Annotated in this window: 13 protein-coding genes; 7 read left to right on the top strand and 6 right to left on the bottom strand. The window is 62.5% G+C overall.

From position 1 onward, the window contains the following. Positions 1-337: 337 nt before the first annotated feature. On the bottom strand, positions 338-1,870 hold the full coding sequence (locus tag E3O62_RS02825; protein ID WP_134397480.1) for an HNH endonuclease signature motif containing protein: 1,533 nt from the start codon (positions 1,868-1,870) through the stop codon (positions 338-340). Positions 1,871-2,274: 404 nt separating this feature from the next. Next, positions 2,275-4,563, bottom strand: a complete 2,289-nt coding sequence (locus E3O62_RS02820) for an ATP-binding domain-containing protein (RefSeq protein ID WP_134397479.1) — start codon at positions 4,561-4,563, stop codon at positions 2,275-2,277. Positions 4,564-4,734: 171 nt separating this feature from the next. Here E3O62_RS02820 and E3O62_RS02815 point away from each other — a divergent pair, with 171 nt between their 5' ends. Continuing rightward, positions 4,735-5,496, top strand: coding sequence for a hypothetical protein (locus tag E3O62_RS02815; protein ID WP_134397478.1), 762 nt, complete (start codon positions 4,735-4,737; stop codon positions 5,494-5,496). Between the two features lie 80 nt (positions 5,497-5,576). Here E3O62_RS02815 and E3O62_RS02810 read toward each other — a convergent pair whose 3' ends face one another. After that, positions 5,577-6,596 (bottom strand): LCP family protein, encoded by a 1,020-nt coding sequence (locus E3O62_RS02810; RefSeq protein WP_166786400.1) that lies wholly within the window; start codon positions 6,594-6,596, stop codon positions 5,577-5,579. Positions 6,597-6,619: 23 nt separating this feature from the next. Further along, the gene (locus E3O62_RS02805) at positions 6,620-7,933 is read right to left on the bottom strand and encodes a UDP-glucose/GDP-mannose dehydrogenase family protein (protein ID WP_134397476.1); all 1,314 of its coding nucleotides are present in this window, start codon (positions 7,931-7,933) and stop codon (positions 6,620-6,622) included. Positions 7,934-8,048: 115 nt separating this feature from the next. Here E3O62_RS02805 and E3O62_RS16485 point away from each other — a divergent pair, with 115 nt between their 5' ends. Continuing rightward, entirely contained in the window at positions 8,049-8,195 is a 147-nt protein-coding gene (locus tag E3O62_RS16485) for a hypothetical protein (RefSeq protein WP_166786399.1), read from the top strand. Between the two features lie 14 nt (positions 8,196-8,209). Here the strand turns inward: E3O62_RS16485 and E3O62_RS02800 are convergent, their stop codons facing one another. After that, entirely contained in the window at positions 8,210-10,063 is a 1,854-nt protein-coding gene (locus E3O62_RS02800; protein WP_134397475.1) for a DUF4012 domain-containing protein, read from the bottom strand. A gap of 655 nt (positions 10,064-10,718) precedes the next feature. Between E3O62_RS02800 and E3O62_RS17390 the strand changes: the two genes are divergently transcribed. Then, on the top strand, positions 10,719-11,309 hold the full coding sequence (locus tag E3O62_RS17390) for a DapH/DapD/GlmU-related protein (protein WP_134397474.1): 591 nt from the start codon (positions 10,719-10,721) through the stop codon (positions 11,307-11,309). Positions 11,310-11,475: 166 nt separating this feature from the next. Here the strand turns inward: E3O62_RS17390 and E3O62_RS02790 are convergent, their stop codons facing one another. Further along, positions 11,476-13,527 (bottom strand): NosD domain-containing protein, encoded by a 2,052-nt coding sequence (locus tag E3O62_RS02790; protein WP_134397473.1) that lies wholly within the window; start codon positions 13,525-13,527, stop codon positions 11,476-11,478. A gap of 249 nt (positions 13,528-13,776) precedes the next feature. Between E3O62_RS02790 and E3O62_RS02785 the strand changes: the two genes are divergently transcribed. The 4 genes from E3O62_RS02785 to E3O62_RS17475 all read left to right on the top strand — a co-directional run bounded on the left by E3O62_RS02785 (position 13,777) and on the right by E3O62_RS17475 (position 18,650). Continuing rightward, positions 13,777-15,045 carry a nucleotide sugar dehydrogenase gene (locus E3O62_RS02785; protein ID WP_134397472.1) on the top strand — a complete coding sequence of 423 codons (1,269 nt, stop codon included), beginning with the start codon at positions 13,777-13,779 and terminating at the stop codon, positions 15,043-15,045. Positions 15,046-15,097: 52 nt separating this feature from the next. Then, positions 15,098-16,027, top strand: a complete 930-nt coding sequence (locus E3O62_RS02780) for an NAD-dependent epimerase/dehydratase family protein (protein ID WP_134397471.1) — start codon at positions 15,098-15,100, stop codon at positions 16,025-16,027. A gap of 45 nt (positions 16,028-16,072) precedes the next feature. Continuing rightward, a complete protein-coding gene (locus E3O62_RS02775) occupies positions 16,073-17,440 on the top strand; it encodes a lipopolysaccharide biosynthesis protein (RefSeq protein ID WP_134397470.1) in 1,368 nt (455 codons plus the stop codon). A gap of 82 nt (positions 17,441-17,522) precedes the next feature. Next, positions 17,523-18,650 carry a glycosyltransferase gene (locus E3O62_RS17475; RefSeq protein ID WP_134397469.1) on the top strand — a complete coding sequence of 376 codons (1,128 nt, stop codon included), beginning with the start codon at positions 17,523-17,525 and terminating at the stop codon, positions 18,648-18,650. The last annotated feature ends 541 nt before the right edge of the window (positions 18,651-19,191 follow it).

Genomic DNA, 19,191 nt, shown 5'->3' with positions numbered 1-19,191 from the left:
GGACGGGGCTGGCGCGCGGGGCGGGCGGACGGGGCTGGCGTGGGGGCGGGCGTGGTGCGCGCGGCGGGCGTGGCGGGCGGACACGGGCGCACGGGCATCCGTCGTGACGTTAACTCGGTGATTATCGCGACACGCCGAGTGTGACGGCGCGGGGAACGGCGTGTCGCGCAAAAGCCCTCAGTTAGCGTGGGGCACGCATGCTGCCGGCCGGGTTTGGAGCATGGCCCGCCGGGTTTCGACGAGCTCAACCGCCGTGTTCGGCAGGTCGCTCGCTGTCGTGAACTCACGCACCCGGTGGTCAAGCCTGTCGAGACCCTGGTGCCCTGGCTCCCGGGGACTATGCACTCGGTGGTCGAGCCTGTCGAGACCGGAACCCAGGCCTCGCCCGGTGGTTGCCCGTGGTCCGCCAGGTTTGGGTTGGGTCGTAGCAGAGTGGTGCCCTGACCTCGGGTTTGCCTTTCACCATGCGGATCTGCCAGCCGGAGGTGTCGATGCTGTGGTGGTGGTACCAGCAGAGGAGTACCCCGTTGTCGATGTTGGTTTTCCCGCCGAGGTGCCAGGGGATCACGTGGTGTACCTCGCACCAGGCCGCGGGGATGGTGCAGCCGGGGATGGTGCAACCCCCATCGCGGGCGGCGATTGCGCGGCGTTGGGCCCGGTTGAAGAAGCGTTTCTCGGTGCTGAGGGTGAGGACTTCGTTGTTGGGGCCGAACACGATTTCCTGGAATCCGCCGGCGCAGAGGGCCTGCTTCACACTCGTCAAAGAGATCGGGGACTCGACCCCGTCGATCCAGCCCACCCCGCGGTCGGCGGCCAGGTCGGCCTGGTTGACGTGGATCATCACGGTGGGGGCGGCTCCGCCCATGGTCGGGGTTCCCGCATCGCGGGTGGCGGCTTCGAACACGCCGCGGAGGATGTCGGCCCGTTTCTCACCACCGTTCCGGTCGTCACTGTGGGCCGCGGCCTCGGCTCCCGGGATCAGGTCCCCGGCGTCCATCCGCGCCTGTTCCTCCTCGGTGGGGAACGCGGGGGCGGCGTGCGCGGAGAGGTAGGTGTCGAAGATCGCGTTCATGATGCCGCGCAGTTCCGCGGTCACCCCGCCGCGGAGTGGGTAGAGGCCGTCGCGGAAGAGTCCGAAGCCGACGGTGCTGCGCGGTTCGGCGACGGGTTCGTTCGGGGCGGTGCCGTCGGGATCCAGGCGCGCCAGCCACTGCCCCGCCATGCCCCGCACCAGATCCGCGGGGAACGCGAACCCCTCACCGAGGAGCCCGCTCGTTTCGTCGGTGATCGCACCCGTCGCACTGGCCACCAGGGCACGCTCCGCGGTGCCCAGATCGTCCGGCGCGACCCGGGCGGCAACAGTGTCGAGGGCAGTGACAATGTTCTCGGCAGCATCGATGCCGAGGTCGCCGGCGGTGAGGGCAGCCGCCACGGCCGGGTAATACGGCGGCAGCATGCTGGTGCCGGCCAGACGCAGGGTGACGTTGTCGCCGAGGCGCACCCGCCGGTTCGCCTCCCGCGAGGAAACACGGGTCAGGCGGGTGATCAGGTCCGTTCCATTGGTCGCCCCGTTCTTATACGCGAGGGACTCATTCCCGAGGATGCGCCGAGACCGCACCGCAATGTCAGCGGCCGAGGCAACCCTGGCAGCATCCACCCGCCGACCGAGGTCTTCCACCGTGCCGAGCACCGCCATCGCCTCCGCCTCACTCAAAAGAGAGAAGGCGACCGAATCAAGCACGGACGCGGCCAGATCACGCGCCTGCTGCAGTTGCTGCACGAGGGGCTGTTGCACGAGGGGCAGTTGCACGTTGGAAGCCACCGCCTGCGGTGAGGTGGTGGGGTGGTGCGGAGTGGGGGCTCCTGCCATACCACTATAGTAAACGTGTACTAACCTAGAGTCAATAGGTGCTGATTATTCATCGAAAGTAATTTGGTCAGCGTGGTGCAGCCTTGAAGTCGGCCGCGCATCGGTATCCGTAGCTGTGGCCGTCATACGCCCGGCCCTCTAACGAATTCGACGGAGATTTTGCCAATTTCGAGCCGAAACGGATGTTTTGGGCCGGGTTTGAGCAAAATCTCCGTCGAATTCGTTCGGCCGGGGGTCCGTGGCCGAGCTCGGAGACCGGGTCGCCGGGTTTCGGCAAGCTCAACCACCGGGGGGGGGCGGGTTTAGAGACCGGCTCGCCGGGTTTTGACAAGCCCAACCACCGACAGGCCCAACCACCGACAAGCTCAACCACCGCCAAGCCCAACCACCGCCAAGCGACGAACCTACAGCCCCGCGGGCAACTCCCCCGTCGCCACGAGATACAGCCGCTGCGTGGGCCGCGTCATCGCCACGTAGAGCGCCCCGGCCCCACGCGAGGACGCCGCCACGATCCCCGCCGGGTCCACCACGATCACGGCATCGAACTCCAGCCCCTTCGAATCCTGCGGGGTGAGCACCGCCACATCCTTGAGCAGCCCCGCAGCCCCGACACCGACGCTGACGCCCACGGAACCGAACGCAGCAGCCAGCGAAGCAACAACTCCAGCCAGAAAGTGCTCCAGCACGATCACTGCAACGGTTCCCCCGAGACCAAGCGACCGTTCCCGCCTCACGGCCGAAACAACATCCGGAACCGTCTCAATCGGCCACTCGCTCGCCCGCACCGACCGCGCCGGCGTGATCGGCAGATCGTGCGCGAGAGCCATCGACTCGGCAGCCGAAGCGATCTGGCTCGGTGTGCGGTAGTTCACGGTGAGCTCCTCGAGCCGCCACCGCGAGGCCTCGAGCGAGGAGCCGAGCAGGGGCTCGAGGGCGTCGCGCCAGTTCGACGCGGCCGCGGCCGACGCCGCCTGGGCGATGTCGCCCACGATCGTGAACGACCGCAGCGGGCCGCGCCGCAGCACCAGCCGCCACTGCATCGGCGAAAGCTCCTGTGCTTCGTCGACGACCACGTGACCGTAGGTCCAAGTGCGGTCGAGCGCGGCACGCTCGGCCGTGGTGGCCCGGTCGCCCAGCTCGGCGAAGTTGTCGGCGAGCGCCTTGGCGTTCACGAGCCCCTTCACCTCCATGTTCGAGATCGCCAGCTCGGCGTTCTCCACGTCGCGCTTGCGCTGCTCCTTCTGCTCGCGCTTCTGGGCTGCGTCGACCACGTTGTACTCGCCCAGGTGCTCGGCCGCCTCGTCGAGCAGCGGCACGTCCGAGATGGTGAATTCGGCATCCCGCGGGCGGTGCAAAAGCGCGCGCTGCGAGGGTGTCCAGGTGGGGGTGAGCTGCGCCAGCCACTGCGGACGCGCATAAAGGTCTTGCACCAGCTTCTCGGGCGTGAGCGGCAGCCAGGCCGTGTTCAGCGCCACCCGCACGTCGTCGGCCAGACGCAGGTCTTCACGCAGCATGGGCAGGTCGGTGTCGTCCATCGACCGGCCCTGGGCCTTCAACTGCGCGAGCCACTCCCGGGACAGCGCGGCCAGCGCGTTCTTCACGAACGTCACCCGGGCCTCGTTGTGCGGCTTGCCGCCGGCCCGGGCCCGGTGAATCGCGGTCTCGATCAGTTGCGGCTTGAGCGTGAGCCGGTCGCCGTTCACGACCAGCACCTGCGCCGACGCCGGCACCCGCTGCCGCGAACGCACGGCACGCTGAACGAGCCGGGCCATCGAGGTCTGGCCCTTGATCGCGGCGACGGCCGGGGCATCCTCTCGGGTGGCCTCGATACCCGGATAGAGCTGGCCCACGGATGCGAGCACCACCCCGGTCTCCCCCAGCGACGGCAGCACCGCCTCGATGTAGTGCAGGAAAGACTCCGACGGCCCCACGATGAGCACACCCGAGTTCTTCAGCCGATCCCGATGCGTATATAAGAGGTATGCCGCACGGTGCAGGGCCACGGCCGTCTTGCCGGTGCCCGGGCCGCCCTGCACGACGAGCACGCCCTTCAGGTCTGAACGGATGATGCGGTCCTGCTCCGCCTGGATCGTCGAGACGATATCGCTCATGTGCCCGGTGCGCTGGGCGGTGAGTGCGGCCAGCAGTGCGCCCTCCCCCTGGTGCTGGGTTGCCGAATCGCCCTCGAGCAGCGCGGCGTCGAGGATCTCGTCCTCGATGCGCACGATGTCCCGCCCCTTCGAGAGCAGATGCCGACGGGCGCGGGCGCCGAGCGGCGTCGCCGCGGTGGCCTGGTAGAACGCGCTGGCCTGCGGCACCCGCCAGTCGAGCAGGATGGGCTGCAGGTCTTCGTCCCGCAGCCCCAGCCGGCCGATGTAGCGGTAGACGGAGGCATCCGTCGAGTTGGAAGAAGAGGAAGAGCAAGAGCCGGAGTCAGTGTCAGAGGTGTCGGCGGCCACTTCGAGCCGGCCGAACGCCAGCCGGTCGTCGACCTCGCGCAGCTGCACGATGCGGTCTTCGTAGAGGCGCGCAAACGTGTCACGCTCGGAGCGCGACTGGTGGTTGCCGCCCACGTCGAGCCGCCGCACGGCCACGAGTTGCTGCTCGGCCTCCCGCTGCAACGCGTCGAGACGCGCATACAGGTTCGCGACATATTGCTGTTCCCGCTGAAGCTCCTGGTCGACCACTCGCACACCCCTTGAAATCCGAGCTTCAAGTTTACTCGGCTCGAGCAGGGCCGCCAGACAGGCTCTCGCGGCGCGAATAGGAGCCTGAAAAGCTCTGATCATGCCCTAGCCGAAACCTCCTTCCGGTGCTATCACTGCACCAACGGGTTTGAGTGTCTCCGATGGGAAGGCAGTCCCATGGTTCAGATAAGGGTTGAGATAAGGGCAATCGGGGCGGTTGTTCTCAGTGCAGCGGTCGTTCTCAGTCTGGGGAGCTGCGTCGTCGTCGCGGAGAAGGCTCCGGCGTGGAGGATCACGATCAGCCAGGCTCTGAAGAAACTCGAGCCAGTCGGGGACGAATTCGGCACGATGAAACAGCCGGCACCAGTAGACGATCTGGCAGGCGGCCTCAAAGCTTCGCCGGCTCAGGGGCTCACCCCGGCCGAGGCCGACATGATCGCGCGTGCCGACGAGATCGTGCTGTTTTGGAAGGAGGTCACGCGGGTGTCCACCTTTGCCGGTTCGGTGGCGGACTTCATCCCCGAGGACGCGATCAGGTTGGTAAGCCTGCGCCTTGCTCCCAACTCCCACCCTGATTTCGTGAGGCACGTGAACGGCGTGGCCGACAAGGCGCTTAAAGGACTCACCTGCAACATGGCGCACGAACTTCTGGACCTCGCCGGACAGGACGCCGTCGCTGACCTCCCCCTGACCTATGACCCGACTGTCGGGTTCACAAACGAATCCGTACTCCCTTATTTCGCGGCGAACCTGGCCGCACTGGGCTACGACCTGAATGCTGTCGATGAGACCTTCGACGCCTACGGTTTCTCTTTCGACGCCATCGGCAGAGCCTCAGAATGGACAGACGCGATCACGGGAGTGATCGAGTCCCCTGATCAGACGACCCAGCGCGCCTATGTCTACTACATTCGGCTCTGCCTCATGCCCGCGCGCTGATACGCAGGCCGGCACCCGCGAGAAGGTCACCGGCCAGAATCCCAACAAGCTGACCACGACCCCGCCAGGCTCGTGGCCCCTTACTCCATCGTCTGTAGCTCCGGCTGGTACGAGTCGAGGGTGTCCGTCTGAAACCCCTGCTGCACTTCCTTCAACTTGTCTTGGTCAATGACGACGATCGACTGGCCGTCGGGCGAGGTACCGGTGCCTGTCGTCGGCAGGGTGAAGAACGTGACGTCACCCACGTGCACGTCGCGTAGCTCCACGGCCAGACCGGCCACGTAGGCCGAGTTCAGCCCCTCGTCAACGGAGAGATAGGGAGCAATCGCGCCGACCAGATCGCTGATCCTGGCCGGGTTGGTGAGGGTTTCCGCCGTCAGCGACTTGCCCAGCACGGCCTTGATGAAGGCCTGCTGGTTGCGGGCCCGCTGAAAGTCGCCGTCCGCGAAGGCGTACCGTTCCCGCACGAACGCCAGCGCCTCCGTGCCGTTCAACCGTTGGGTTCCCTCGGCGAAGTAGCGCCCCGGCAGCGAGGACGAGTCGAAGGCGACCGGATTGTCGATGTCGACGCCGCCCAGCGCATCCGTGATGCCCTTGAATCCGGTGAAGTCGACGATGGCCACATGGTCGATGCGCGCACCGAGAAGACCCTCGATGGTCTGCACGGCCAGGGGAACCCCGCCGTAGGACATGGCGGCGTTGATCTTGGCCTCGCCCTCACCCGGAATGTCGACCCAGCTGTCACGCATGATCGACATGACATAGATGTTCTCGCGGTTCGCCGGCACGTGCACCACCATGATGGTGTCCGAGCGCTGGCCGGTGAGGTCGGTGATGGACCCGTCGTTCGCTCCCCGGGTGTCAGAGCCGAGCAGGAGGATGTTCTGCCCGGTTGCCCCGTCACCGGTTGCCGCGTCACCGGTTGGCGCCGGCGGCCGTGACGTCTCGTCGGGGAACACGTTGGGGATCTTCACGGTCCGGCTATCGAAGGTGTTGCTAAGAGTCCAGGCGTAGACGCCCGCAACCCCGCCAACCAGCAGAACGACGGCGGCGATGGCGATGAGCGCGATCCGCCACCCTCGGCGTTTCGGCTTTGTCACCGAAGCATGAGAAAGGTCGGCCATCAGGGCCGACCGAGCCCCAGGTAGGTCCAGCCCGCAGCACGCCAAGCAGCAGCGTCAAGAGTATTTCGACCGTCAATTATTATGGGCACACGAACCAGAGTAGCCGCCCAGACCGGGTCGATCTGCTTGAACTCGGCCCATTCTGTGACCAGCACGATCGCGTCGGCGGCGCGCAGGGTCTCCTCGATGCTGGTGGAATAGGTGAGCTGCGGATGCCGCAGGCGCGAGTTCTCGATTCCCTGCGGGTCGGTCGCCATCACGTCGGCGCCGAGGCCCCGCAGCTGCACGGCCACGTCGAGGGCCGGCGAGTCCCGCACGTCGTCGGAGTACGGCTTGAAGCTGAGCCCGAGCACGGCCACCTTGGCTGTGTAGACGGGCTTGTCCAGGGCCTGCAGGGTCATCGCGACGACCCGCTGGCGCTGCCGCATGTTGATCGCGTCGACCTCCTTCAGGAAGGAGACTGACTCGCCCCGGCCGAGTTCCTCGGCACGGGCGGTGAAGGCTCGGACGTCCTTGGGCAGGCAACCGCCACCGAACCCGACGCCGGCGTTCAGAAAACGGCGGCCGATGCGGTTGTCGAACCCGATGGCGTCGGCCAGCTCGGTGATGTTTGCCCCGGAGACGTCGGCGATCTCGCTCATGGCGTTGATGAAACTGATCTTGGTGGCCAGGAACGCGTTCGCGGCGACCTTCACGAGCTCCGCGGTCGCGTAGTCGGTCACGATCAGCGGTGTCTCAGCGGCCATCGCCGACGCGTATACCTCGTTCAGCAGCGCCGTGGCGTGCTCGCCGGCCGCGCCGGCCGGCACCCCGTAGACCAGGCGGTCGGGGCTGATGGTGTCTTTCACGGCGAAGCCCTCGCGCAGAAACTCGGGGTTCCAAGCCAGGGTGGCCTCACTGCCGGATGCCTCGATCACGCCGGCCAGCCGGGCGGCGGTGCCGACCGGCACCGTGCTCTTGCCCACGACCAGGTCGCCGGCGGCCAGGTGCGGCAGCAGCGACTGCACCGCCGCGTCGACGTAGCTGAGGTCGGCGGCGTGGCTGCCCGCTTTCTGCGGGGTGCCGACGCCGATGAAGTGCACCTGGGCGCCGGCGGCATCGGCAATGTCTGTGCTAAAGCGCAGCCGACCCGACGCCATGGCCGAGGTCAGAATCTCCGGCAGGCCCGGCTCGAAGAACGGCGGCGTGCCCGCGGCCAGCTGGTCGATCTTTCGAGCATCGATGTCAATACCCACCACGTCGTGGCCCAACTCGGCCATCGCCGAAGCGTGCACGGCCCCGAGATAGCCACAACCGATCACGGACAGTTTCATATCGCATTCACCACGACTGAAGCCTAGCCTCGGGCACCAGGCGAGGCAGTCTAACCCCCTCTTTTGGGGGCCCAGAGCAACGATTCGGGTGTCACCGCAGCAGTACAGTAAAATTGTGACGAAGATCCGGCCCGAGCAGATGGGCCACAAGGCATTATTGCGACGAGGTCGCAGCTCCAAGGGACTGCAGTACGCCTTTCTGGCCGTTGCTGCGGTTTCCGCCGGCGTCATCGGCTACGCCGCCTTCGCCATCGGCCTGTAGCCCCGCCGCCCCGACTACCCCGCCGCGACAGTCGCGCAGTCGAGGGGTAGATCCGAAATCGTCGTGGGGTTCACCATCGGGGTGACCTCGGCCTCAAGCGCCTTCGTGCCGGTTGCGGCCGCCACCACGTCGAGCGTGATCTTCGACGTGGCGCCGGGCTCCATACTCACGATCAGCTTCGCCACCGGGTAGTCGGTGTCGTGGAACGATTCGAGCTGCACGGAAGCCCCGTCAACAGTCGCTCCCACGATCTGCGAACCGGGCGGGGCGTAGACCATGACCAACATTCGCTGTATCCCCGGGGCTAGCCTTTCCCGACTGTACTGCCCAAGAATAGAAGGGCTGATCGCTGTCGCAGCGTCAACAGGCAGCCCGTTGGTGAGATCAACGCCGACGCGATATGACGCTTTCCCATCGGCCCGGCACGCAGCCTGACCGAGGCTGACTGACTGTTTCAGGTAGTAGTTCATCTTCGAGCCGACGTTCTCCTGAAAGTAGACCCCTACCCGATCCATAGTCTTGTCGCTCACGGGAAGAGCACCGTCTACCCCGAGAGAGCTGAAGACGGCTTGCTCTTCTGCCCTCGGACTCCACATCAGCACCCGATGCTCGCTCGCGGCCTGGGTTAGGGCTGACAGCAACACCTGAGGGTTCACATCTCCGCTCAAGAGCTGATCGACAGTTTTAACAACGATTTCCGCGTACACGGCATCCTGTGCCGCATTATCCGCCTCAGTATCGCCTGACTTGTAACGCATATAGACGCCATTCAGGAGTAAGGGCATGAGAGTGTCGCTCGTAAGGACATCGCCTGTCGACAGCGGAATCGGCTCGGTACCGCGAAGAAGATATCCCAGCGCCACGGGGTCGATTGAAATCACACCGTCCACGACCGTTCCGAACTGTCGTTTCCACATCTCCTGCGCCGTCTCAGCTCCGCTCTCGAAGCTGGGCCGCACTGTGAGGTTCGACATGGCCCGGCCAAACTCCGAACCGTACAGCGCTTCAACACCCTCCGGCAGAGGAATCACAGATTCCTGGTAGTAGGCGAAATTCCCCAATCCCGCCGGCAAGGCGTCTCCGAGCATGACGTGACCCTTGTCTATCGTCAGCAGGGCAAAGGAGAGCGAGGTACCTCCGAGTGCCCGCGCTTCAGCGTTGTTCTGGAACACGATGACGTAGTTGCGTGGGGCAGTTTCACCGAGAGCACCCGGAAGAGCGTCCACTATCTGACTTGCCGACTCTAGCGCCGGTGTAATGCTCCCCAAGAAGCCGTGGAATTTGCCCACGGCTGCGGTGACCTGCTCGACGGTCATGCTGGTGTCGAGGTCGCTGACCCGCTTGTCCGCTGCCGAGAACACCGTGCTGGCCTGGTTGAGAGCTTCCCCCGCTGCCACGATCGGCTTAAGATCGACGGCGCCGTCGACGGGCTTTAACGACGCAGGATTCAGGTTCGCTGCGGTCGCAGCCAACGGGACGGCGGCACCGCTGACAACGTCATCGGCGACATCGGCCAGGTTTCGCACAGCTGCGAGGTTGGCGCCCGCAAACGGAACGAACTCCGCGGCACGCCACACGGGATCACCGGTCAGATCGCGGGCGCGGACGGTGTGCACCGCCATGCTCTCCACCGATGCAGACACCGCCGCCGAGTCTCCTGCAAGCAGCTGTGCCTTAATTGTGGAGGCCAACGGCAGCGCCGCTTCCAATTCGACCTCAGCCTGCAACCCCCGAACGCCCACCCAGGCTCCGGCGACCATGAGAACACCGACAAGGATGGTCGTCCAGATCCACCAGTGGCGGTAGACCCGGGGCCTTCGACGATTCAAGGATCTTCGAGCGCTCGAACGATTGCCTATTTCACTCACGGAGCCATTGAATCAGGTCGAGGCGCTGCCAAAGAACTACGGATCACTATGGCGCCGCCAGCCAAGCGACTTACTGCATACGGCTGGCAATGGCCGGACATGCTTAGGCGACCTTCGTATGCGGTGCGGCGGCGAAGGCAGCCACCCGCTGGCGGCTGTTTCGACGGCGGCCGGTGCTAGGCACCGGCGAGGCTCTTGTGCCCGAGGCCGGGGTGCCGGCGGGTGTGGTTGCAACCCCCAACGACGGGGTTCATGGAGCGGCGGGCATCGCCTAGGCTGCCGAAGCGTTGTTTAGCGCGCCCGCGTGGCACAGTTTTTGCCATTCGGTGATCTGCGGCGAATGGGTACCCTGCTAACGCAAATACCCCCATCTGGGAGATAGTGGCCTCGCAGGCGGCTCGGCGGTCGAAGTTTCCGCGTAAACGAACGCCGGGGCGTGGGGCCGCCCGCCCCGCCGCCGGGACTTCTTTTTCACCAAGGGACATCACAGGCGATCAAGGCTGAGCTGGACATGGTGGGGATTCTTGATTCTCGACCAACGTCAAACGGCGGACTTGCTCCGAACTGCTGGCCTCAGCTTCCCCTGACCCGCAGGGGACGGCCGAGACAAGGCGCTGCGATCTGGGTCATTTCGCATGGGTACTAGGATCAGGCCATGTTGATTTCCAGCACCCCGAACCATGCAGTCCAAGTAATTGCGCGACTTGCGACAGCCATATTTGACGGGGGAGCCAGGGCCAGGCGTGTCGCACGGGGCTACGCGACCCAAGGCAAGTTCGCCAGCCACGGCCTCAACTTCAACTTCGATCCAGACGGCACCTATTCATACGACACCATCCACGTGGGCGACAACGTGAACCTTGGGACACGGCCGACGCTGCTGGCTACTCGCTCAACAATTCGTCTCGGCAATAACGTCACGTTCGGACCGACCGTCACAATCCGAGGCGGCAACCATCGGTTCGATATTGTCGGGGTTCCGATCAACGCTGTTACCGACTCTATGAAGCGACCCGAGGATGACCTCGGGGTTGTCATAGAGGATGACGTTTGGGTTGGGGGCGGTGCCACCATCCTGCACGGCGTAACCATCGGGCGCGGCTCCGTGATCGGCGGGGGTGCCGTCGTGACCAAGAACATCCCCCCGTACAGCATCGCAGTAGGTAACCCCGCGCGCGTTGTGTGCGACAGGTTTGAGGCAGAGGATATCCGTACCCACGAAGACATCCTCTACCCCCTGGGCTAAATGTGCCCGGCCAGGACGTTGGTGAACGCACGCCCGATTGGTGGTTTGCAGCCGGTGCCGGTTGCGTTTTCACGAGTTTGTGCCCTCACACGCCTGAGCGCGCGCATGCCCAAGCGAACTCCCTCAGCTGTTCACGACAAAATGCACCAACCGGGCACGGAGTGGTTCAGACGAGAACCTTATTCAACCCGACTGAGATTGTGGCCTGATTCGTTGAGTTTACGCCCGAGTACTGGGGAAATTCTCGGCCCAGTCTCTGCGTGAGTGAGATGTTGCTGTCGACTATTCCGTTTCTCGTCGAGCCGCTCAGCAACAGCGCGCGCGCGGTGTTGTCAAAGGTGTTTGCGGTGACTACAAATCCGTCGTGGTCGATCAGGCACAATGCGTAGTCACCGCTCATCGTGACATGGTTGCCAGAGTAGAGGTTGCCGCGGCAGGCCGCCCCTGCGACACCGACCGTGAATGGTTCCGAGTTCGTCGAATTATCCATGATGTTTCCGATAAATGAACACTTCTGTGCGACTAGTACGCTCACACCGCAGTCACGGAAGGTGTTTCCGTGAACACGCGTCTTTGACAGAAGCGCCGTGCTACTCAGGGTGCGGATGCCAAAACTAGCTGCAGAGCTGAGCTCGAATACGTTGCCGGAGATGGAGCTATCTTCGACCTTTGCCCCAGCCGCCAGGCTCACACCAATCTTCGTGGCGATTCCATTCGCGTCGTCCTGACGGATGATGTTGTCGTCGATCTGGCACCTCTCGAGCGAACCGACTTCGATCCCGACGCTGTTCTCAATCCCGGAGATGACGTTCCCCGCTACGCGCACGCCGACGCACTTGCTACCGGTCGGTTGCGCAAGCCTGATACCAATTGGCCGCGCAGAGTTCCAAGAACGAACCCGGCGGATAACGTTGTTTGTAATGAGCCCGTTATGACCTGTGAAGGCGATGCCCCAATAGCTCGCTATGATCCCCGAAGGCGGATTGCTCACGTTCATGTCTTCGATCACGTTTCCGGTAATGATTATGGCGCGATTGGTCTCAGTCACCGAAAACATTGGGACAGCACGATTGTCAACATATTCGGCGTAGATGCCAACGCGAGTACTCGTAGCAGGAGGGGAGAAGTCCCGCAATACGTTGTTAGCGATGATGGTGCCGTCCACAACATTACCGGGGCCAGAGGTGTTACCGAGGTTGTTGGACATGGTCACCTTGCACTCAATTCCGCACGCACCTCGCAGCCCTAAGAATCGGTTGTTACTTATCACGCAGTAGTGCCCGGAAGAGTACAGATCGACTGCGTCCGTTGCTGTTCTGCAGACCGTATTGTTGACGAACTGACCCGACGACTGGCCGCTGATATGGCAAGGCTCGTTGCTGTTTTTATACTCACAGTCCCAGTAGTTGCCATCGATCAGAAAATCATCGCACCGGGAAAGCTGGATGCCTCCGGTTCGGAAGCGGCAGCCAATGACGCGCAAGCGACTGACGCCGTAGGAATTGATCGCCAGCCAACTGGTAGTGACCGAATCTTCGAATTCCACGTTCAGGTCCTGCAGACTGACGCCACTCACGTTAGCTGCTTCAAGCGCGCTCGAACAGGATGACCGTACCGTCAGCGACGCCAGCTCCACGTCCGACGCTCCGAACGTCACTGTCCCGGATGCTACGAGCATCGTCCTCGTGCGTGAAGCTCCAAACATCGGTGCCTGCAGCTTGAGAGCACCAACAAGAATCTCGCCAGGCGGAAGGGCGATGCTCGCGCCCAGCGCTGCAGCGGAAGCATGAAGTTCATTTAACGCTGCCGTATTCGCCCCAACCGAATTTCGAGGATCGACCCCGTTCAGCAGCGCTGAGAGCACGGCTCCCGTGAAAGGAGCAAACTCGGCAGTGAGCTCGGCTGTCGCAAGCGGCACCCGCCCTGTCGCGACGCTGGCGTCGTTCCCGCCGACCAGCGGGCCGAGGGCCCCGCCAGCTACACCCGCTGCTGCGAACCCGGTGGCCCTCACAAGAAAAGAGCGACGCGATGCGCGCGCTTCTGCGGCGCCGACTTGACCCTCGATGTGGTCACGCGCTAGCGAGCTTCTGAAATCCTCAACGGCGCCGGCACCGGCCGGGGCTAGCGGAAAACGTCCGTTAGTTGCGCCAGCGCGGTCGGTCAGCTCCGGTTGCACCATAAGGACCGATTTGCTGGTCCGACGCAGAAGAAAGCCCATGGTGCCCCGCCTTATCTTGAGTCTTCCTCTAGTTTGAAAGCACTATGCACCCATCCGAAGGAAAGCGTCGGCGATCTCATAATTTTCGGCTCTTTCGGTTGCGCGCCCTGAGCATCGCCTCCAGTCAGCTCCGGCCTCGGCTCAGCCGCCCTAGCAAGCCGCATCCGCATCCGCATCTTGGCTCTGATAGCTTCAAAGAGGGCTTACTTTCAGGTCGTCCGCTCAATCGCTACTGCTGGACATGGGGAAATGGCTAATAAAGACCGCAAAGTTGTAATCGTTGGGCAGGGATACGTCGGACTCCCCGTCGCCATGCGAGCCGTCGAGGTGGGGTATACCGTCATCGGCATCGACCTCGACGAGAAACGCATCGCCAGCCTGCTGCAAGGCAAGTCGTACGTCGATGACATCTCGGACGCGCAACTCAGATCCGCGATCGATTCGGGACGGTACTTGGCCACAACCGACTACGAGGCCACCGAGAACTTCGGCATCGCAGTTATTACAGTGCCGACGCCGCTGCGGGAGAGCCTTCCGGACCTTACATTCATCGAGGAGTCCAGCAAATCGCTCGCAGCCCACCTGACTTCTGGCGCCACAGTAATCTTGGAGTCGACGACCTACCCGGGAACTACTGAAGAGCTCCTTGTACCGCTCCTCGAGGAGCGGTCCGGGCTGATTGCCGGGAAGGATTTCCATGTTGGCTATAGCCCGGAACGAATTGACCCAGGCAATAAGGTGTGGGGATTCGTCGAAACCCCCAAGGTCGTATCGGGCTTGAATGCGGCCTCACTCGCCCACGTAAAGAGTTTCTACGATGATTTGGTCAACCAGACCGTACCGGTCAGTTCACCCAAGGAAGCTGAGCTCACGAAGCTCCTTGAGAACACCTTCCGGCATGTGAACATCGCGTTGGTCAACGAGTTGGCAATCTTCGGGCATCAGCTGGGCGTGAACGTATGGGAGTCGATCGAGGCTGCAAGCACTAAGCCTTTCGGCTACATGAAATTCACTCCAGGGCCGGGTGTCGGCGGCCACTGCCTCCCTGTCGATCCGAGCTACCTGTCTTGGCAGGTGCGACGGAAACTCGGTCAAAACTTCCGATTCGTCGAACTTGCCAATGACGTCAACGACAACATGCCGCAGTACGTGGTTCAGCGGATGATGGAACTCCTGAACGAAGACGGCAAGGCGATGAAAAACTCACGAGTCCTTCTAGTCGGGTTGGCATATAAGAAAAACACCGGCGATATTCGTGAGGCGCCTTCACTGCGCATCGCCGAGCTCATTCGAGGCTACGGGGCAATCGTGAGCGCAGTCGATGACCACGTGGAAAGTTACCGGTGGCCAGACGGCATAACGAAGTCGGACCTCACGACCGAGTCGGTGGCCAACGCTGATGTCGTACTCCTCATCACTGATCACGACGAATTCAACCTCGACGTTCTCGCCGCGAGCGACACCCCGGTACTTGACACAAAAAACCGTGTACGTTCTCCGAACGTGCGCATTCTCTAAGCAACCCCTGACTGACCGAGAGCGACGCACGACTTTCAGGTCTAGGAGACACATGGAAATCCTCATTACAGGCGGTTGCGGCTTCATTGGTACCAACCTCGTTAACCGCATGCTGCAACAGCCCGAGATCGGTCGGGTTCGAACTCTCGATAACTACGTGACGGGCCTCCGCCGGGAGGTTCAGTCCTCTCGCGTCCAGGAGATAGAAGGAGACCTCCGCAACTACGATGACGTGCTGCGTGCGAGCGACGGAGTCGACGCGATCGTCCACCTCGGCGCTCTGCCATCGGTGCCACGGTCGATCAAGGATCCGTTCTCCACGAATGCGGTCAATATCAATGGAACGCTGAACGTCCTGGAGGCCGCACGGGCGAACAACGTCGGCCATGTCAGCGTTGCTTCCTCCTCATCGGTTTACGGTGCCAACCCCACACTCCCCAAGGTCGAGACGTTGGCCACGCTGCCTCTCAGCCCCTATGCAGTGACCAAGCTCGCGACCGAAGCGTACACAAACGCCTACTCCACGAGTTACGGCCTGGCCACAGTCGCCTTCCGATTCTTCAACGTGTTCGGGCCCCTCCAGCGAGCTGACCATGTGTATGCAGCAGTAATCCCTAAATTCCTCGCGGCGCTCAAAGCAGATGTGCCTCTCACGATCTTTGGAGATGGGGAGCAGTCACGAGACTTTACCTCCATCCATGCCGTGACGGATGCTCTCACGAAATCAGCCCTGCGAACGGTGACGAACGACACGCCGGTAAACTTGGCGTTCGGCACCCGCACGTCTCTTAATACAGTCGTCAAGCTTCTTCAGGAGATGCACCCCAAGAAGATAAGAGTGGAGTACGTCGAGCAACGGCCGGGTGACGTTTCTCATTCGCAAGCCTCCTCGACACTACTCGAATCAATACTCCCGGATGTCGATCGACCTGAATTTGTCCAAGCGCTTCGCGAAGTCTATGACTGGTACATGGGGCAGTAGACGTCGTGCTAGCGCCTGCATTCAAATGCGCGCGTGGAGGGTGATATGAGCGGACAAATGGCACCCTCCCTTGAAGATGGGCCCAAGACCCACGGCAAGGCACGGACGAAAGCGTTGGCACTTGGGATAGTGACCGGCCTAGGTTCTCGGGTCCTGACTCTCGCCGCTCCGCTACTGACGATTCCAGTCACCTTACGTTACCTGGGCGCGGATTTATTCGGCTTTTGGATGGTGGTCACATCAATCACAGCGATGGCAATGTTCGCCGATCTGGGCTTGGGCAACGGGCTGCTCACCCGTCTGGCAGCGACGGCGGCGGCGCGTGACTTTGCGAAGGCAAAGTCGCTAATCAGCACGGCCTACGTAACGCTGGGCGGGATCGCCCTCCTCCTACTAACTCTCATCTGGTTTGTGCTTCCCGCACTTGACTGGGCTCATTTCATGCAAGAGAACAACGGCCTCGAGCCAGGCGCCGTCGAACTCGTGGCCGGGCTGTGTCTTTCTGCGTTTGCGATTTCGATTCCACTTTCACTCGTCCAGCGCGTGCAGTTCGCTTTTCAAGAGTCCTGGAAGAGTAACATCTGGCAAGTCATGGGCTCTGCGCTCACCGTCGGTACCGTCTATGCTGCCGCATTCTTTGGCTTGGGCTACGGGGCGATCATTGCTGCGGCCGTATTCTCAAGCCCCGCAGTGCTCCTGCTGAACAACGTCGTCTATTTCACGCGTGAGCACCGCGAACTCACCCCTGCTATCCGCGACGCTTCTTCCAGCACCGCGGCCTCTCTCCTACGAGTTGGACTTGCGTTCTTTTTCCTCTCGATTCTGACTTCTCTCTCACTCAACATTGACAACCTCATCGTCGCGAACGTCAGTGACCTTCAGACAGTGAGCGAATATTCGGTGACTACGAAGCTATTTTCATTGCTCGCGCTCGCCATCACACTCGTGGCGCTGCCGCTATGGCCCGCAAATGGGGACGCTCTCGCCCGAGGAGACACCAACTGGGTCAGAAAAGCGACCAAGACAATGATGATCCTCTCCGTGAGTGCTGTCGCCATCGGCGGTGTCATTCTCGTCTCCGGACGCGATCTCATCGCATCACTCTGGTTGGGCAACGGGCACTCCATCCCGTTCGCACTGGCCGCCAGTTTGGCGTTGTGGTCGATAGTGATGGCATTCGCGTCGCCCTATTTCAGCGTGCAAAACAGCATCGGGCTCCTTCGCTATCAATTCGCCGGCTGGACCCTTTTCGCGGTGCTCTCAGTACCACTTAAGTTCATGTCGTACTCGCTGTTCGGATTGCCTGGCATCCCACTCGCGGGCATAGTCGCCTACGTAATCTTCATCGTTCCAGCAGCACTGCTCGGCTACAGAGCCACGATGCGACGGGTGGCGGCAAGTGGTAGAGCATAATCAAGCTTCACGTCGCCGACCGCTGCATGTCGCGTACGTCGGCCCGGTTGACTTCCCGTCTTCTGGGGCCGATGCACAACGCATGGCCGGTATAATTCGTGCACTCAACGCCGCCGGAGATCGAGTGAGCGTCGGATCCGCTGGCCGTGGTCCTGCTCCGGCTAAGGACCATGACATCCCGGGAACGTCCGCCACCCGACTGGGTGAGGTGCCAGATCCTAGCTGGCCAAAAGCCCGACGAATCTGGCGAGGCCTTAGCTGGGGCGCAGCAACCTGCACGTGGATTCGGGGCATGGACCCCGCCCCAGATGTCATCCTTACGTACGGCACATCCCTCGGCTATCTGATGCGCCTGATACCGCTGGCACGCCGCCGTCGGATTCCACTCGTCATTGACTCTGCCGAGTGGTACCAGTCGTCGCATCTCCCGGGCGGGAGGTTCGGACCCTTCGCTGCGGCAAATGCCGTATCTATGCGCCTTGTCGCGCTTCATGCGGACGGCGTGATTGTGATCAGCCGCTTCCTTGAGCAGCATTTCAATCGGAGCCGGGTTCCCACCTTACGAGTCCCTCCCCTTTTCACTCTGCCTATTGAGCCAAACAGCCTCGAGTTGCGCGATCGCCCAATGCGGCTCTGCTACGTTGGCTCACCCGGGAGAAAGGACCAGCAATCGCTTCGGAACCTTGTCCGCTTGCCGGGCGAACTCGCCATGGACGCTACGCAGCTGAGCATCAATATCGTTGGGTTAAGCAGAAATGCTGCGAAAACCGTGCTTGGGCCGGATCTTTCTGATTCGATCGACCACGAATGCGTTGAGTTTCTGGGGCACCTCCCACCAGGCGAGGCACGCCGCATAATTACAAGTAGTCACTTCTCAGTCCTACAGAGAGGGAAGCAGCGGTACGCTCAGGCCGGTTTCCCTTCAAAAGTCCCAGAGAGTTTGCTAATGGGCACACCAGTCATGGCCAACATAACCAGTGACTTGGCGGACTTTTTAATCGAGGGGAGCAACGCAAGGATCATTCCGTCCGCGGGACTCCCCGCGCTAGTTAGAACTGTGTCTGAGGCTCTTCAGGTGCCGTACGACTTCGACCGCGGTTTGATTGCGCGCGAAGCCAGCGATAGATTTTCACCCGATCGATACGCCGGTTTCATCCATGATTTCCTGGTCGGCTGTTTGTCAAATAGAGAAGCAAGCGGGCGGAGTTAATGCAGGGAGCAGAACACGAGCTATCCTCGCCGACTCAGAAGGTGACGTCGCCCCGCGCGATTCCCTGACAGAGCTCGCCGACGGGCCCCGGGGCCCGGGCCCGAATCGTTGAAGGTTCGCTCCGGTTGGCCGCGGTGGAGCTCGCTGGATGCGGCAGCGTGGTCCCGGAGTCGGTAGCGCAGCCGTCGAGGGCAACGACGGCGGATCGGTGCAGGTGCCGGTCGAGCATCGCTGTGGCGACGGCGGTGTCGCCGAGGATCTCGCTTCAGGAGCCGACGGGCCGGCACGTGGTGATCACGATCGGGTCACGTCCCGCTGGGTGGTGTAATTCCTCGTCACCGTGCGGGTCAGTTGGTTTAGTTTAGGCGGCAGCGAGTTCTGGGAGAATCACCGCCTCGTCGAGGACCTCGATGGGGTTGTTCATGGTGGCCAGCTCGAGCATGGTGACGGCGCTCAGCGAAATTCCCCAGTCCTGCTCATCGAAGCTCCCCAGGTCGCGGGGTTAGGTTATCGGAAGTTTGTGCCCGTTGTCACGCGGCGG

It is taken from the genome of Cryobacterium sp. TMT2-15-1 (assembly GCF_004402345.1).
In the GTDB taxonomy this organism is placed as follows: Bacteria; Actinomycetota; Actinomycetes; order Actinomycetales; family Microbacteriaceae; genus Cryobacterium; species Cryobacterium sandaracinum.
Note: the sequence above shows the minus strand (reverse complement) of the source record. Positions and strands in the feature narration are given on the sequence as shown.

Bases quoted from the DNA above. Each gene is read 5' to 3' on its own strand.
- E3O62_RS02825 (WP_134397480.1), bottom strand. From the start codon at position 1,870: ATGGCAGGAGCCCCCACTCCGCACCACCCCACCACCTCACCGCAGGCG.
- E3O62_RS02815 (WP_134397478.1), top strand. From the start codon at position 4,735: ATGGTTCAGATAAGGGTTGAGATAAGGGCAATCGGGGCGGTTGTTCTC.
- E3O62_RS02805 (WP_134397476.1), bottom strand. From the start codon at position 7,933: ATGAAACTGTCCGTGATCGGTTGTGGCTATCTCGGGGCCGTGCACGCT.
- E3O62_RS17390 (WP_134397474.1), top strand. From the start codon at position 10,719: ATGTTGATTTCCAGCACCCCGAACCATGCAGTCCAAGTAATTGCGCGA.
- E3O62_RS02790 (WP_134397473.1), bottom strand. From the start codon at position 13,527: ATGGGCTTTCTTCTGCGTCGGACCAGCAAATCGGTCCTTATGGTGCAA.
- E3O62_RS02785 (WP_134397472.1), top strand. From the start codon at position 13,777: ATGGCTAATAAAGACCGCAAAGTTGTAATCGTTGGGCAGGGATACGTC.
- E3O62_RS02780 (WP_134397471.1), top strand. From the start codon at position 15,098: ATGGAAATCCTCATTACAGGCGGTTGCGGCTTCATTGGTACCAACCTC.
- E3O62_RS02775 (WP_134397470.1), top strand. From the start codon at position 16,073: ATGAGCGGACAAATGGCACCCTCCCTTGAAGATGGGCCCAAGACCCAC.
- E3O62_RS17475 (WP_134397469.1), top strand. From the start codon at position 17,523: ATGGCCGGTATAATTCGTGCACTCAACGCCGCCGGAGATCGAGTGAGC.